We start from the raw sequence: 14,198 nt of genomic DNA, 5'->3' as shown, positions 1-14,198 counted from the left end.
TAAGGTCATTACGCCCCATAAAGATATTTTTATAATGAATTTTTCTGCAACAGAATAATTCACGTAATAGTAAAACAAACTAAAAAGGAGAGTAAGTAGTACATAAATTGGAGCTGAAATAATGGAACAAAAAGATAATATACGACTTACTTCTGCTGAGCTTTCCCAGCTTTGGACGTCCTATATGAATGATAGTATGGCGATTTGCGTAATTAAATATTTCCTGGTACACGCTGAAGATCAAGATGTTGTATCCATTTTAAATGATGCATTAAGCTTATCTGAAACACACGTTAAGGAAATTGCTGCTATTTTTGAGTCTCTACAGCAACCAATTCCCCAAGGATTTTCGGAAAACGATGTAGACCTTAATGCTCCACGGCTTTTCTCTGATACATTTTGTTTTATTTATTTGCAGAACATGGCGCGATTGGGGACAACGGCTTATAGTTTTGCCCTGCCATTAATGACACGAAAGGATATTATTGATTATTATGAGAAATGCCTTACTTCATCCAGTGAACTTGTGGTTAAATTGACAAACGCTATGTTAAAGAAGGGGATCTATTCCAGAACACCTTATATTCCTACATCAGAGCGAGTAGAATTTATTGAGAAACAGGGCTATATGCATGGTTACTTTGGAAAAAGACGTCCATTAACAGGTTTCGAAATAACATCTATCTTCGTCTGTTTGATGACTAACATTTTTGGAAAGGTTTTATTAACAGGTTATGCACAGGTTGCTGAAACGAAAAAGGTAAGGGAATACATGGCAAGAGGGGTTAAAATCGCCACAAAACATACGGAAGTTTTTGAAAGTATTCTTAAAGAAGATAATCTCTCGTCGCCACCAACATGGGATTCAGAGGTAACAACGTCAACGGTATCACCTTTTTCCGACAAATTGATGATGTTTCATACAAGGGCATTAAGTGAGGGTAGCATTGCCAATTATGGTGCAGCAACTTCAACAGCCATGAGACATGACCTAATTCTACAGTTTTTCCGTCTCGCAACAGAAATGGGTAAATTTGGCGATGATGGTGTAGAAATTATGATTGACCATAAATGGCTTGAAGAACAACCAACGGCGGCAGATCGAGAAAAAATTTTCCGGGAAGGCAACTAGTCTTGGGGATAATTAGGATCTTGTCGTAATGTTTGTTGCTTTTTCATTTCGTGGTTGATAAAAAATGCGCACTAATTACCGCTACGGAAATATACTTCGCTTTCCGGGGGCAACGCTTCAGCTTCCTCGGAAGAAAGGCACTTCCTTGAAAAAGGAAAACCGCTTTTTCTGCGTGCGATGTATCGCTGCCGAAGTTTTCCTTGTCCGGCGGGATCTTCAGCTGTTGCTTTTCACGCAGGAATCTACGTGTATTTCCTTCGCTGGTGTGTGACACTATCATATTATTGCAATTTTATAATGCTTGATTATAGGGTAATATAAAAGCATATGTATATATTTCCTCACAAGTAGCCCGTATACACGTAGACTCCTGGGGGAAGAGAGGCATAGGTGAGACCCCGCAGTGCGCCAGCACGAGGAGGCTCTCCAGCCGCCCCCGGAAAGCGGAGTGTATACGGGCTACGGGGTAGAAAGCAATAAACAATGCGAAACCAACATAGTACTTACGTCGCAGTTTATACCTTTTGTGTCAAAAACAACAATCTTTTAGAATAACTAAGCTGATTCTTCTACAAAGCAAGGTTTTCCACATGGGGATAACTTGCTTTTTTGTTTTAAGTTGTATATTTGTTGTGATTATCCTATATTATGATAAAGAGAAGTGTTCGGAAGAGGTGTTTTTTGTGAATAAACGCTTGTTTTTAGCTCAGCTGCGGATTCAATTAAGGGGAATTCCTTCTGAAGAGATAGAAAGCATTCTGCAGGACTATGAGGGATATTTTGACGAGGCAAAAGCGAATGGGATATCTGAAGAGGAGGCTTCAAAAAATTTAGGGAATCCTCATGAGCTTGCCAAAGAATTAAGACAGCCCTATCATCAAGCTTCAGAACCGTCAAATTCACTTCGCAATGTTATCGTAACGATTGCTTTAGTTTTCTTTAACTTAATTGTTGTATTAGGACCATTAATGGGGGTAATTGGTCTGTTTTTCGGTTTGGTGGTGATGACAGCTGCATTTATTTTTTCGCCACTACTATCATTCGTTAGCATGGTGGTCGGGAATGGTTACTTATTTGAATTCTTTATTGCTCTTATTCTAGCAGGTGTTGGTTTATTTATCTTCCCTAGCTTACTAAAGTTATATAAAGCAAGCTATCATTATTTTAATAAGTATGTGCAATGGAATTTACGCATGATGAGAGGAGAATCATCATGAATAAGAAAATATATATTGTAGCTTTTTTCCTCGTTATAATTGGTGTGGTCGGAGCAGCGTTTACAGCAAAGGGGTTCTTTGCACAGGAACCAATAAATGGGGAGGCATATTTTGCTACGTCACAAATTGACCATATTACGGTTGATAGCCAAGTGGCAAATGTCCATATAGTTCGTTCTAATTCTAAAAACATTGAGGTAGAATGGGAGGGGACTTTGCTTAAATCTGCATTAGATAGTGGTAACGTTTCTGTGAAAGAAGAGGGGACAACATTATGGGTAGGTACTGGAGAAGACAGCTTTTTTGACTTTGTTTCGTTTGGGTTTAATTTTAATCCTTTAGAAATAACCATTCATTTACCGGAAAAGCAATTCACTTCTATTGTTGTTGAAAATGATGTAGGTAATACGTATGTCTCCTCTGTGGATACAGAAAGGCTTCATGTGGAATCAGACGTTTCAGATATGGAAATTGCAAGTGTAAATACGGATTTGCTTGAAGTGGAATCTGATGTCGGTTCGATTTACTTGAAAGATAGTAATGGTAAGCTTTTTGCAAAAAGCAATGTAGGAGATATTACGATTGACATCGATGAGATCAAGCATGATATGGAGATTAACTCGGATGTTGGTGATATAGCAATCACAACCTCCACTATACCAAGTAATGTATCATTTAATGGCAATTCTTCAGTTGGATCTGTCACAATGTTTGGGAAGGAAGGTAGTTTTATTAATAAACAAGCGGAATATATGGTGCGTATAAAGAACGATGTCGGGGATATTGATGTAATTGCACGATAATCGCTAGGAAGAGGGATGCCAATTGTTAATTGATATCCCTTTATCTGAGTAGACATATTGGTTCGAATTTCCGTCTGGAGCATGAGTTGAAATCGTGCTCTTTGCCGTTTTAGATATAACCCTCCTCAGCCTATACTAAAGCTAGGAAGTTAAAGAGGGGGGATTCAGATGATGAGTATTGAGGATGTTATGCAAGTTGTTGATGAGCGATGTAGAGGAAAATAATAGCACTATAAGCGTAAGGCACCTTTTCATTGTGGAAGGGGTGTATTTTTTTTGCCTAAAATTAATACTAATGAAGGTGAATCCATGAAAAAAATGAGGGATCAATACCGCTATTGTATTCCGAATCGACTAACAATTTACATGTACACATATTTGTTTACATGTTTACAAAAAGAATACATATTGTTTGCAATTACGTTTACATGTATACAAATCAGAACACATGTTGACATGACAACGAAAGCATAATTGTACACATGTATACAACGAAGAATACATTCGAAAGTCTTATTGATTATTTTTGGTAAATCTATTAATCTAGTAATGTAAGTCATTTTTATATTGGAGGGAAATTACAATTATGACGAAATCTAGAATAGCAGCAGTTGATGTTGGAAATGACGCCGTAAAAGCAAATTTTGGTAAATTAGAAAATGAACTATACATTCCAAACGTCGTTGCACAGGATATGGAAGATCGTCCTGTTATCGGAATTGAAGAGTTGGATGAGAAAAATCCAGTTGATAATTTACATATTCGCCTACATTCACCAGCGCTGGAGGAAAACAACGTCGTTTATCGTGTAGGAAATCTTGCGACGAAAACAGATAATTCAACAGAACTAGATCCAGGTAGCAGTAAATCAGAAGAAGACCAAACATTGGTTATGTTATTTGCTTCGATTGCACTTGATGCTGTCAGCAGTGGTGCGTTTAAAGAAACGAAAGACAATGTAGTGGATGCAACGTATACATTAGGCACTGGTTTGCCATTGCGTGAGGTTAAGGAAGGAAAAGATGTAGGTTACCGCTCACAATTGTTAGGCTCGGTTCACCAGGTGGAGTTTCTAGTAACGCCACGTTATCAAGGGAAAAAAGTAAATATTAAATTTGATGAAGTGAAGGTTTATCCAGAAGGTTTCGCAGCATACGTTAATCTGGTTATGGACAATGATTTAAAAGTAACTAACAAAGAACTGATTGACAAACAAATTTTGATACAGGATATCGGTGGACTTTCGACGGATATCGCTGTTATTCGCAATCGAAATGTTGATGATGATAAAGCACAAGGGTTTAACTTAGGTGTTGCGGAATCATTGGAATCAATCCGTGAAGAAATTCGCAAAAAGCATGGTGTTGAATTGGATAGTCGTCGCGACGTTGTTGATATTATCACAAGGAAAAATGATCGACACCATATTATGGTAAAGGGTAGTCGGACAAGCGTACACGATATTACTGACCACATCCTATTAGAGTTAGCGAAAAAAGAATATCGCTTCTTAAGGAATGTTTGGGCGAAAAACTCGCAGTCTGAGATTTGCTATTTTGTTGGCGGTGGATCAGCCGTGTTGAAGGATTACTTAAAAGCATTAAACAATAAACTAGATGGTTTTAACATTGACTTTTTTGAGGATGAAAATGAGAGCATTTGGATGATGGCAAATGCATACTATAAGTTGATCACTCAATTTATGGGTAATTCGAATAAAGAAACAAAGGAAGAGAAAAAAGTAGCAGCGGAAGAAAAATAGGGTGATATGATGGGTGATACGAAAAAGAGCATAGAGCGGGGACAATCGATTACTTTTCGTGTTCCTTCTGATACACCTGATTATCTATTAAAACAATTACAGAAATTAAAGGAAACCGAGCGGCGGAATTTTTCCAGTAAAATTGCTCAGTTTGTTTTAAAAGGGGTCAATGAAACATTTGCGAGAGAACGTGAAACCATCACAATCCCTTTGCCAAAACAGCTGACAAAGGAACAAAAGAGCTGGCTAAAGCATGAACATTCCGAAGCGCTTATTGGTAGTATTTTATATCAATTGTTAAATGACCCAATGCGTGCAACATCATTGTTGGCAGCGTTAAATAGTAATAGTTCCAACATTGATGAAGCACTTTATTTACAAGAGGAAACAGCTGCAACCATCTCCCCTGAGGACCCTCCAGTAGAAAACCTAGAGGAATCATTAATGGATAATACAGCAGATGACCTTGATATGGGAGATTTGACAATGGACAGTCTACAAAATACGTTTGATGAGCAATCGGAAGAAGCAGCAGATGACGCCGAAGATGACGATCCACTAGGCGACTTCTTCTCAAAAATGAATAAGTAGACAATCTTAACAGTAGAGAATTTCTGTTTCCGTGGAGAAACGAATAAGGAGACCAAATCATTTGCGATTTGGTCTCCTTATTAGTTGTTGATCAAAGTTCTCGGCTCTAAAAGTACGAAAATGGTGCTTTTCTTGAATAAAGATAGCACCATTTCCCTTTACGGCGGTATTTTTGAATAAAAACCTAGTATAGAACGAAGCTAATACTGAGGTACAAAGCGAAAAAATTAATCATAAGCAGTATTTACTTAATCGAATACCAGATAAAAGTAATGACAAATGGTAGATGTATTAGATTATCGAATGTACTATAATAAACATAAAGCATACTAATTATGATGAAAGGGTGAGAAAGTTGAGTTTGCCAGAAGAAAGAAACTTCACAGTGGACGAATTTTATAAGCAGAGAGAGAATTCCGACCAAATAATGGAATATATAGACGGTATGATTTTTATGTCACCTTCTCCATCGACAAAGCATCAAAGAATTTCTGGACGGCTACATGCGCAACTTTTTCAATTGCTAGAGGGTTCCGAATGTGAAGTATTTCATGCACCTTTTGATGTTGAACTTAATCAAACGGAAATGGATAGCACAACAATTGTGATACCCGATTTATCAGTGATTTGTGACATAGAAGGACTAAATGAAGAAAAATATGTTGGAGTTCCTACGATAATTATTGAAATTGTAAGCCCTTCAAATCAATCTCATGACTTGGTATTTAAACTTAATCTGTATATGCAATGTGGAGTAAAAGAGTATTGGATTGTAAACCCTTTACTACATACGATCCAAGTATATACGCTTGATGAAAATAAACAATACCGACTACATGATATTGCAAAGGATAAAGGACGCATTCATTCAACAATACTATCAAAGTTTATCGTAGAAGCTGAAAAAATCTTCGCCTGATATATGGTTTGGTTCATCAGAAATAGCATATCAAAAGACGATAACTAATCAATTTATTTTCGTCCTTGTTCAACTATTGAATGCACACAGAACGCTTGGATATTAAAAAACCAAGCGTTTACTATTCACATAAAAAAGAACCCCACAGCCAGATATAACAAGCAGGCAATACCCGCGCCGACTGCTGCAAGCTTTAGTTTATAACGGGCATAATCAACAAGTGGCAAATCCAAAATGGAAGCTGTTGTGATTGTTGTATCTCCTAATGGTGATGTGAAAGCGCCAAACGCACCACTTGCAAATACTGCCCCTACCGTTAAAGGGATGGATGCCCCGGTTGCAGTAGCTAATGTGAATCCAAGTGGCATGAACAACCCCCACGTCCCCCAAGATGATCCAATGAAATATGCAACGACAGCACCAATTAGAAATAGGATTGCTGGAACCGTGAATGACGGTAAAAATGATCCTAGTGTCGAACTAATAAAATAGGAAAATCCAAGGTCCTCGGCAACTAACGATAGTGACCATACGAGAATAAGCAGGATGATTGCTTGCATTAACTGATTTCCGCCTGCGATAAAATGATAAAGAACCTCGTCTAATGGCAATTTTCGCAGCATGTAAAAGACGAATGTTAAAACAAGTGTAATGAATACCGCCAATAGCATGACAAACGTAGCGTCAGCAGTTGAAAAAGCTTTAAAAATAGTTGTCGCCCCTTTAGCGATACCATCTTCCCATAATAGAAAAAGGGATAGGCCGAGCAACAGAAATAGTGGAACAATTAAATTCCACGGTTGGGCTTTGACAAGGGATAATTCCTTTTTCATGCCAATTTCATGGTAATCAATTTCTTCCTCTCCCGTATCCTCTTCTTTTGCCACTGTTTTTTTCTTAGATGGTGACCAAAAAATACTAATTAAACCAATAACGAGCATGACAATAGCGAAAAAATTGAATGGAATACTTTGCAAAAATATATGATAAGGGGATAAGTCCAAATCATGTTTTTGTATACCGCCGGCAACTAATGAAATCATAAATCCGACAAAAGCGGTGGCTACTGGCAATAGTACGATTACCGATTCGGTTGAAACATCAAGTGCAAAGCCAATTTTCGATTTCGATAGCTTCATTTTTTCCAAAATAGATTTAATAACAGGTCCAATCATCATAGTGCGAAACATTGGCATCATGAAAGTGAACGGTAATGTTAGCCAAATTAACCCCATTAAACCGCGCTGGGAGTGAATTTTTCCACCAATCCACTCGGAAAAGCCTTTAATACCCCCGGAAATTTTCATCATGCCTACAAGTCCGCCAAATAAATAGAGGAAACCAATGATTTTAATATTGGAATCATCGGTTAATGTCGTGACGATATAGGAAACGGTTTGCTGTGAACCACCTAATAAATCAGATTCAACAAAAAATGCCCCAACAAGAAGTCCCAAAACAAGACCGGGCAAAATCTTTTTTAACCAAATAGATAGTGCAATGACAATAAGAAAAGGTAATAATGATAACCATGCATGCTCCAAAGGGTTCGCCTCCTTCCTGAGATTTATCTTGCCCGATTTTGCCGAGCATCATGCGGATTCTAAAAATGAAAAGACATACAAAGATTTATAACTTTGCATGCCTTTCGTAATTTAATCCTTTTTATCAGGATGTTTATCTTGCAAAGCTTCTAATGCTGAACGTTCTTTATTACGACGACGGATACGTTCAACAATTTCTCGCCGGTTGATATGGATAATTGGTGGTTCGTAGTCTTTAGACGCTTGAATATCAGTGTTTGATGCTTTCATAAATGACCAAGCAAGTAGGAACATAATAAAAATTACCGGGAATCCGGCTACGATACTTGCGGTTTGTAATGTTTCTAAATCGCCGACAAACATTAACACAAATGGTAATAGGCACAAAGTAAATGCCCAAAACAAGCGATTCCACCGTAATGGCTCTGATTGAACTTCCTTTTGCACGACTGCGGCGAGAATATAGGAAGATGAATCAAATGTCGTCGCTAGGAAGATAATCGCTAGAACTGTAAATACCGCAACCATCATCGTAGCCAGTGGTAGTTGGTGTAGAATTTCTATAATTGCGGCTGGTGCACCATTCTCATTCATAAAACCTATGACATCAAGGTTTCCGGTTAATTGTAGATAAAGCCCAAAATTACCCATAATACCAAAGAATAGGACACAGCCTAACGTACCATAAATCATTGTCCCAAGTACCATTTCTCTGATCGTGCGTCCGCGTGAAATACGTGCAACAAATAAACCGACAAATGGTGCATAGACGACCCACCATGCCCAATAGAAAATGGTCCAGGATTCGGGGAATTTCGTTTCTGTAAATCCTGCCAGGTTGCCAAAAGGTTCTAACCAAGTAGCCATATGGAAGAAGTTATCCACGATGGTACCAATACTTGTGAACGTTGTTTCGCTAATAAATAATGTCGGACCGAATAGAAAAATAAAAGCTAGTACAAAAATTGCCAGCCATAGATTGACATCACTTAAAATTTTAATTCCTCTGTTCAATCCGGAATAAGCACTTATGGCAAATATTAATGTACAAAGCAGCATAATTCCTCCGTTTAACCCGATTGTTAGCGGTATTCCAGTTAAATCGTGGACACCTTCAGCAATCATTGGCGTACCAAGCGCAAGCGTTGTTCCCGCTCCACCCATTAATCCAAACATAAAGAGTACATCAATGATCACCCCGAGTGGCCCGTCAACTAAACGCCCTAACACAGGTCTGACAGCTTCACTAATTTTAAGTACTGGTTTTTTTCGAACGTAATAAAAATAAGCGATTGGTAGTGCTGGTAGTGTATATATTGCCCAAGCAATCGGTCCCCAGTGAAACATTCCGTATGATGATGCCCATGCAACAGCATCATTTGATTCCGGGGTAATCCCAAATGGGGGTCCTTGATAATAATAGGCCCACTCGATCATACCCCAATAAAGAATACTGGAGCCAATTCCGGCAGCAAACAACATTGCAGCCCAGGAAAAAGTACCAAACTCCCTTTTCTCATCCTCATTTCCTAGTTTGACGTGTCCATTTTTACTAAAAGCGACAAATAATAAGAATGCAAAAGCCGCTAATCCAACTAACAAATATAGAACACCAAAGTTTCCTGTCATAAAATCATTCGCAATATTGACGACTTCCTTTCCTTTTTCAGGAAATACCATTAGAGGTACGGAAACACCAAGAATAAGAATCAAGGCTCCTATAAAAGTAGGCCAATCAATTAGCTTTGGTTTCACTTAGAATCAGTCCCTTCTTTGATAGCTTTTCTTGAAGTCGCCGAGTTATACATGGGACGTGGGGACAGGTTAGGTGTCCCAGTTGAATTTTGAGGCTGGACAAGGGATAGCGAGTGGGACACCTAACCTGTCCCCACGTCCCAGTGGTAAGCTTGTATAAACTTTATAAAATATTTTATTTACAAAGTTTACACAAGGATTGCTTTAATTTTCTTGTGAATACGCAAAAATGCTAGGTGAAATGCGATTTTGGATACAATTATTTCTGTGTTACATTTTTAACAGGATAGAAAAAAGGGAGATAGTTTATGGCTGATGAGAAGAGTAAAATCACCGATATGAAAACACAATTTATCGATAAGATTGCGGACAATATGAATTCATTTGGCGTTTCTACGAGTGTTGGACGGGTTTTGGGAATTATTTATATGGAACGCGCTCCGATGACATTGGATGAATTGTCAGCCGAAACGGGCATGAGTAAAACGCGTATGAGTCAAGTTGTTCGCGAAATGATTGATTTGAATATCGCTGAACGGGTTTTTCGAAAAGGCGTCCGGAAAGATTTATACCAAGTCGAGCAAGATTACTATCAAACATTCATATCCTTGTTTACGTCTACATGGCAAAAAGCAATTAACAAGAGTAAACATTTTGAGAAAAATTTAAAAGTAAAACTCGAGACGTTGCAAAATGAACGTGATCTATCTGAGGAAGATGAACAAATAGTTAATGAGATTTTAATAGAAATTCGCGAATGGATGGATTATTACGACTGGATCCGCCGCTTAACGGAGTTTTTCGAGAGTGGAGAGATTTTTAATTATGTACCTAAACATATAAACGAAAAAGAGACTGGGGGAGCTAACCAATGAGTAACAAAGTCATTTTATCTTGTGCTGTTACTGGCGCAGGGGATACAACAGCAAAAAGCCCACATATTCCTGTAACACCAAAGGAAATTGCCGATTCAGCTATAAAGGCGGCAAAGGCAGGAGCAACGATTGCCCACTTGCATGTGCGTGATCCGAAGACAGGTCAATTGAGTCATGATGTGAATTTATTTAAAGAGGCAGTGGAACGTATTCGTGAGGCTGATACAGATGTCATTATTAATATCACTGCTGGTGGTGGTGGTGATTGGATACCAAGTGATGCAGACCCGACAACAGGTGGAGAGGGTACTGACATGCAAACACCTGAAGAACGCCATGAACCTGTTGGGATGCTGCTTCCGGAAATATGTACATTGGATTGCGGTAGTGTTAACTTTGGCAATCAGGTATATGTTAGCCCGACAGATTGGTTGCGCAGACAGGCAAAGTTAATTCAAGATGCTGGAGTAAAACCAGAACTTGAATGCTTTGACACCGGACATATACGTTTTGCTAACCAATTAGTGAAGGAAGGCCTAATTGATGGTGATCCACTTTTCCAATTTTGCCTAGGGATTCCATGGGGTGCTGATGCTGATGCAGAAACGCTTGCATATATGAGAAGCCGGATTCCGGAGAACGCAAACTGGGCTGCGTTTGGCATTGGCCGGATGCAAATGCCAATGGTCGCTCAATCTGTACTACAAGGCGGAAATGTGAGAGTCGGCTTAGAAGATAATATTTACTTGAAAAAAGGAACGTTAGCAACGAATGAACAACTTGTTGATAAAGCAGTAGGCATTGTGCAAAGTTTAGGTGCAGATGTCATGTCACCAGCAGAAGCACGTGCATTTTTAAACTTACGGAACCCAAATGGAGAGGCGGAATAACATGACAGGGCAAGATTCAACTCAGATAAAAAACATCACAGTTGTAGGTACTGGAGTAATTGGAAACGGCTGGATTACACGTTTTTTAGCGAATGGTTATCAGGTTACGGCATCAGATCCAGACCCATCTGCTGAAGAACGTACAAGACAAGCTGTGAAGGAAGGATGGCCAGCTATGGAGAAAGTTGGACTTGCTGAAGGGGCTTCACAGGATAATTTGTTTTTCGAAAAAGATTTACAGACGGCATTAAGCAGTGCAGATTTTGTACAGGAAAATGTGCCAGAACGTGAACCTTTGAAACGAAAGGTAATTGCAGAAATCGACCAATATGCACCGAAAGAAGCAGTTATTGCATCTAGTACGTCAGGTATTTTGCCTAGTACCCTGCAGGCTGACTGTACGGAGCATCCGGAGCGTGTGATCGTAGCACATCCATTTAATCCAGTTTACTTAATGCCACTTGTTGAATTGGTTGGTGGTAAGGATACGGATGATAAGTTCGTCCAAAAGGCAGAGGCATTTTACAGTGGTGTGAACATGAAGCCGTTGATCGTTCGTCAGGAAATAGAAGGACATGTCGCTGATCGTTTGATGGAAGCAATCTGGCGTGAAGCATTACATATTGTGAATGATGGCGTAGCAACGACAGAAGAAGTAGATGCATCTATTGTATATGGACCAGGATTGCGTTGGGCATTAATGGGGCCATTCCTTACATTGCACATGGGTGGCGGAAAAGCTGGAATGAGGCATTTGTTAGAACAATTTGGCCCTGCATTAAAACTCCCATGGACAAAGCTTGAGGCACCGGAATTAACTGATGAATTAGCAGAGAAGGTTATTACCGGTTGTGAAGCGCAAACAGCTGGCACAAACATGGATGAGCTAGAACAGCGCCGCGACCAATTCTTAATTGAACTACAAGAATTGTTGGAAAAATACTGGCCAGCAGCTAATTTGAATGGAAAACTTTAAGTAGGTGTTTCAAGGGGGGCGGGGACTCACTGCCCCCTTGGACATTGTCTATAGAGAAGGATGTGATGTTTTTGACGACCGGAAAAGTAATTATAAAAGACCATGTCCACAAAGAGTGGATTGACTATAACGGCCACATGAACGATGCTGAGTATGTTCGTGCTTTCAGCTTAGGAGTTGACCGTTTCATGAGGTTAATTGGCATTGACGAGGCATTTCGTGAAGAGCAAAACTATACTATGTTCACGATGGAAAATCATGTGTGCTACTTGGCTGAAATGAAGCTGGACGAGCCATTTGAAATTTGTGTGCAACTGCTTGACTATGATGCCAAGCGCACACACGTATTTTTTGAATTATATGGTGAAGATGGTAAACGTGCCGCGACAAGTGAACAAATGTTAATGGGAATTGATCAAAGTACTGGAAGACCAGCACCATTCCCGGAAGATGTTTATGCTAAAGTGAAAGATTTAGCAGGAAATTATACACCTGAAGAAAAGCCAAAAGAAGCTGGACGTGTAATTGGAATACGGCGGAAGAAATAGTGGGGAGAGACGTTACTGTGGAGTGGCGTCTCTTTTTTTTGCAATTTAAGAAGAAGGATAAGTTTTTATGGGATTAAAGTATAAGAGCGTGTTCAAAAAGGAGGATAAAAAGGACCGAGAAGTTCGAGACGGTGTAGTTTCGAGCACTAAGTAAAGCTTCCCCGAGTTCACATCGCACGCAGGAAAAGTGGCTTTCTTTTCCAAGGAGCGGAGAAACAAGCCAACAAAGAAATTCGATGTATCATTTTTACCAGACTTTTTGAACAACCTCTATTAAGAAAGGTTTCGGCACTCGCAATTATGGACGGGGCGAATGCCAAGTCTTTCTAACGTGGATGGAGGGCCCAGGTTAAAGAGTGGGATGGACCTTAGGCTAGGATGGTCAAGCTAATGCTTTCAATGACTGAAACCCACATTTCTACATTGAAAAATGTGGGTTACTCATAAAATAGTAATTTGTTTTTAATTAACTTTAGTTGGATAAGGAATAAGTTGAAAAAAGTTGATTCATTATAGGATCTGGATTATGGTGCTTTGGAAACGCCAGTTCATCAAAATATATTATCCATTCCCCAAATAAAAGAGGTTTTTGAAGTCCCGAATTGAAGTTGGAATCTGTACAGTTTGTTCGTGTGGAAAAACGGTAGCCTTCTTAATCTTTTCCAGTCTTAGTGTCGTTTCTCCATCAAAATAGCGTTCACCACATTGTTCACAGACTTCAGCTGGAACATCCTCAATGATCATTTTTTTCCCATTCCACTCACGTTCGACCGACACACGTTTAGATTCTACAACGCCGTTACAGATGTAGCATTTTTTCATTCCGAAGACCTCCTTGTTCGTTCATCCAACCACTTCGGTAGCTCCGGGTAATAGGCTGTAATAAAGACGATTCCATTTTCATGGATCCCACATACAGTATGAATCGCTTTACCATCAACAAAGCTTAATATGAGACAACTGTGCCCCCGTGGATCATCAGAATAATTTTCAACAAGTTCTGCCTGAATTAATGACATGATCAGTTCTTCGATATTAATATTTCGTTGATCACACTTTTGAAGGGCATGATTTGTAAACCACCATTTTCCTGTTACGATATTTTGCTTAATAGTATTCAAAGTATCCAGCATCCTCACCCGCTTACAATGAAACCTGTTTTTTTAATTATAGCATAAAGATCTCT

At 39.1% G+C, this 14,198-nt stretch carries 15 protein-coding genes; 11 read left to right on the top strand and 4 right to left on the bottom strand.

Translation table 11 applies throughout. The features are described 5' to 3' along the window. Nucleotides 1-121: 121 nt before the first annotated feature. The 7 genes from ACW2QC_RS11555 (at nt 122) to ACW2QC_RS11525 (ending at nt 6,424) form a co-directional block, all read left to right on the top strand. Nucleotides 122-1,132 carry a DUF3231 family protein gene (locus ACW2QC_RS11555; RefSeq protein WP_457544129.1) on the top strand — a complete coding sequence of 337 codons (1,011 nt, stop codon included), beginning with the start codon at nt 122-124 and terminating at the stop codon, nt 1,130-1,132. A gap of 683 nt (nt 1,133-1,815) precedes the next feature. Further along, entirely contained in the window at nt 1,816-2,349 is a 534-nt protein-coding gene (locus tag ACW2QC_RS11550; protein WP_457544128.1) for a DUF1700 domain-containing protein, read from the top strand. Further along, entirely contained in the window at nt 2,346-3,152 is an 807-nt protein-coding gene (locus ACW2QC_RS11545; RefSeq protein WP_457544127.1) for a DUF4097 family beta strand repeat-containing protein, read from the top strand. The genes ACW2QC_RS11550 and ACW2QC_RS11545 overlap by 4 nt, the downstream gene beginning before the upstream one ends. A gap of 276 nt (nt 3,153-3,428) precedes the next feature. After that, nucleotides 3,429-3,626 (top strand): hypothetical protein, encoded by a 198-nt coding sequence (locus tag ACW2QC_RS11540; RefSeq protein ID WP_457544126.1) that lies wholly within the window; start codon nt 3,429-3,431, stop codon nt 3,624-3,626. 112 nt (nt 3,627-3,738) lie between these two features. Then, nucleotides 3,739-4,914 carry an Alp7A family actin-like protein gene (locus tag ACW2QC_RS11535; RefSeq protein WP_457544125.1) on the top strand — a complete coding sequence of 392 codons (1,176 nt, stop codon included), beginning with the start codon at nt 3,739-3,741 and terminating at the stop codon, nt 4,912-4,914. 9 nt (nt 4,915-4,923) lie between these two features. Continuing rightward, on the top strand, nt 4,924-5,505 hold the full coding sequence (locus ACW2QC_RS11530) for a hypothetical protein (protein WP_457544131.1): 582 nt from the start codon (nt 4,924-4,926) through the stop codon (nt 5,503-5,505). A 355-nt stretch (nt 5,506-5,860) separates the two neighbouring features. Further along, entirely contained in the window at nt 5,861-6,424 is a 564-nt protein-coding gene (locus tag ACW2QC_RS11525; protein ID WP_457544124.1) for a Uma2 family endonuclease, read from the top strand. A 125-nt stretch (nt 6,425-6,549) separates the two neighbouring features. Here the strand turns inward: ACW2QC_RS11525 and ACW2QC_RS11520 are convergent, their stop codons facing one another. Next, nucleotides 6,550-7,968, bottom strand: coding sequence for a Na+/H+ antiporter NhaC family protein (locus ACW2QC_RS11520; RefSeq protein WP_457544123.1), 1,419 nt, complete (start codon nt 7,966-7,968; stop codon nt 6,550-6,552). 111 nt (nt 7,969-8,079) lie between these two features. Next, entirely contained in the window at nt 8,080-9,723 is a 1,644-nt protein-coding gene (locus tag ACW2QC_RS11515) for a BCCT family transporter (protein WP_457544122.1), read from the bottom strand. Between the two features lie 308 nt (nt 9,724-10,031). Between ACW2QC_RS11515 and ACW2QC_RS11510 the strand changes: the two genes are divergently transcribed. The 4 genes from ACW2QC_RS11510 to ACW2QC_RS11495 all read left to right on the top strand — a co-directional run bounded on the left by ACW2QC_RS11510 (nt 10,032) and on the right by ACW2QC_RS11495 (nt 13,012). Beyond that, a complete protein-coding gene (locus ACW2QC_RS11510; RefSeq protein ID WP_457544121.1) occupies nt 10,032-10,598 on the top strand; it encodes a GbsR/MarR family transcriptional regulator in 567 nt (188 codons plus the stop codon). Continuing rightward, on the top strand, nt 10,595-11,488 hold the full coding sequence (locus ACW2QC_RS11505; RefSeq protein ID WP_457544120.1) for a 3-keto-5-aminohexanoate cleavage protein: 894 nt from the start codon (nt 10,595-10,597) through the stop codon (nt 11,486-11,488). The genes ACW2QC_RS11510 and ACW2QC_RS11505 overlap by 4 nt, the downstream gene beginning before the upstream one ends. A gap of 1 nt (nt 11,489) precedes the next feature. Further along, entirely contained in the window at nt 11,490-12,464 is a 975-nt protein-coding gene (locus ACW2QC_RS11500) for a 3-hydroxyacyl-CoA dehydrogenase NAD-binding domain-containing protein (RefSeq protein ID WP_457544119.1), read from the top strand. A 71-nt stretch (nt 12,465-12,535) separates the two neighbouring features. After that, nucleotides 12,536-13,012 carry a thioesterase family protein gene (locus tag ACW2QC_RS11495; RefSeq protein WP_457544118.1) on the top strand — a complete coding sequence of 159 codons (477 nt, stop codon included), beginning with the start codon at nt 12,536-12,538 and terminating at the stop codon, nt 13,010-13,012. 561 nt (nt 13,013-13,573) lie between these two features. On the opposite strand, the gene ACW2QC_RS11490 is transcribed toward ACW2QC_RS11495, so the two are convergent. Together ACW2QC_RS11490 and ACW2QC_RS11485 are read right to left on the bottom strand one after the other, a co-directional pair. Beyond that, nucleotides 13,574-13,834 carry a type II toxin-antitoxin system MqsA family antitoxin gene (locus ACW2QC_RS11490; protein WP_457544117.1) on the bottom strand — a complete coding sequence of 87 codons (261 nt, stop codon included), beginning with the start codon at nt 13,832-13,834 and terminating at the stop codon, nt 13,574-13,576. Beyond that, the gene (locus ACW2QC_RS11485; protein ID WP_457544116.1) at nt 13,831-14,133 is read right to left on the bottom strand and encodes a DUF4258 domain-containing protein; all 303 of its coding nucleotides are present in this window, start codon (nt 14,131-14,133) and stop codon (nt 13,831-13,833) included. The genes ACW2QC_RS11490 and ACW2QC_RS11485 overlap by 4 nt, the downstream gene beginning before the upstream one ends. Between the last annotated feature and the right edge of the window lie 65 nt (nt 14,134-14,198).

This window comes from Virgibacillus sp. FSP13 (genome assembly GCF_054048505.1).
This window is presented reverse-complemented; position numbering and strand designations above follow the sequence as displayed.

Bases quoted from the DNA above. Each gene is read 5' to 3' on its own strand.
- ACW2QC_RS11555 (WP_457544129.1), top strand. From the start codon at position 122: ATGGAACAAAAAGATAATATACGACTTACTTCTGCTGAGCTTTCCCAG.
- ACW2QC_RS11545 (WP_457544127.1), top strand. From the start codon at position 2,346: ATGAATAAGAAAATATATATTGTAGCTTTTTTCCTCGTTATAATTGGT.
- ACW2QC_RS11535 (WP_457544125.1), top strand. From the start codon at position 3,739: ATGACGAAATCTAGAATAGCAGCAGTTGATGTTGGAAATGACGCCGTA.
- ACW2QC_RS11530 (WP_457544131.1), top strand. From the start codon at position 4,924: ATGGGTGATACGAAAAAGAGCATAGAGCGGGGACAATCGATTACTTTT.
- ACW2QC_RS11510 (WP_457544121.1), top strand. From the start codon at position 10,032: ATGGCTGATGAGAAGAGTAAAATCACCGATATGAAAACACAATTTATC.
- ACW2QC_RS11505 (WP_457544120.1), top strand. From the start codon at position 10,595: ATGAGTAACAAAGTCATTTTATCTTGTGCTGTTACTGGCGCAGGGGAT.
- ACW2QC_RS11500 (WP_457544119.1), top strand. From the start codon at position 11,490: ATGACAGGGCAAGATTCAACTCAGATAAAAAACATCACAGTTGTAGGT.
- ACW2QC_RS11490 (WP_457544117.1), bottom strand. From the start codon at position 13,834: ATGAAAAAATGCTACATCTGTAACGGCGTTGTAGAATCTAAACGTGTG.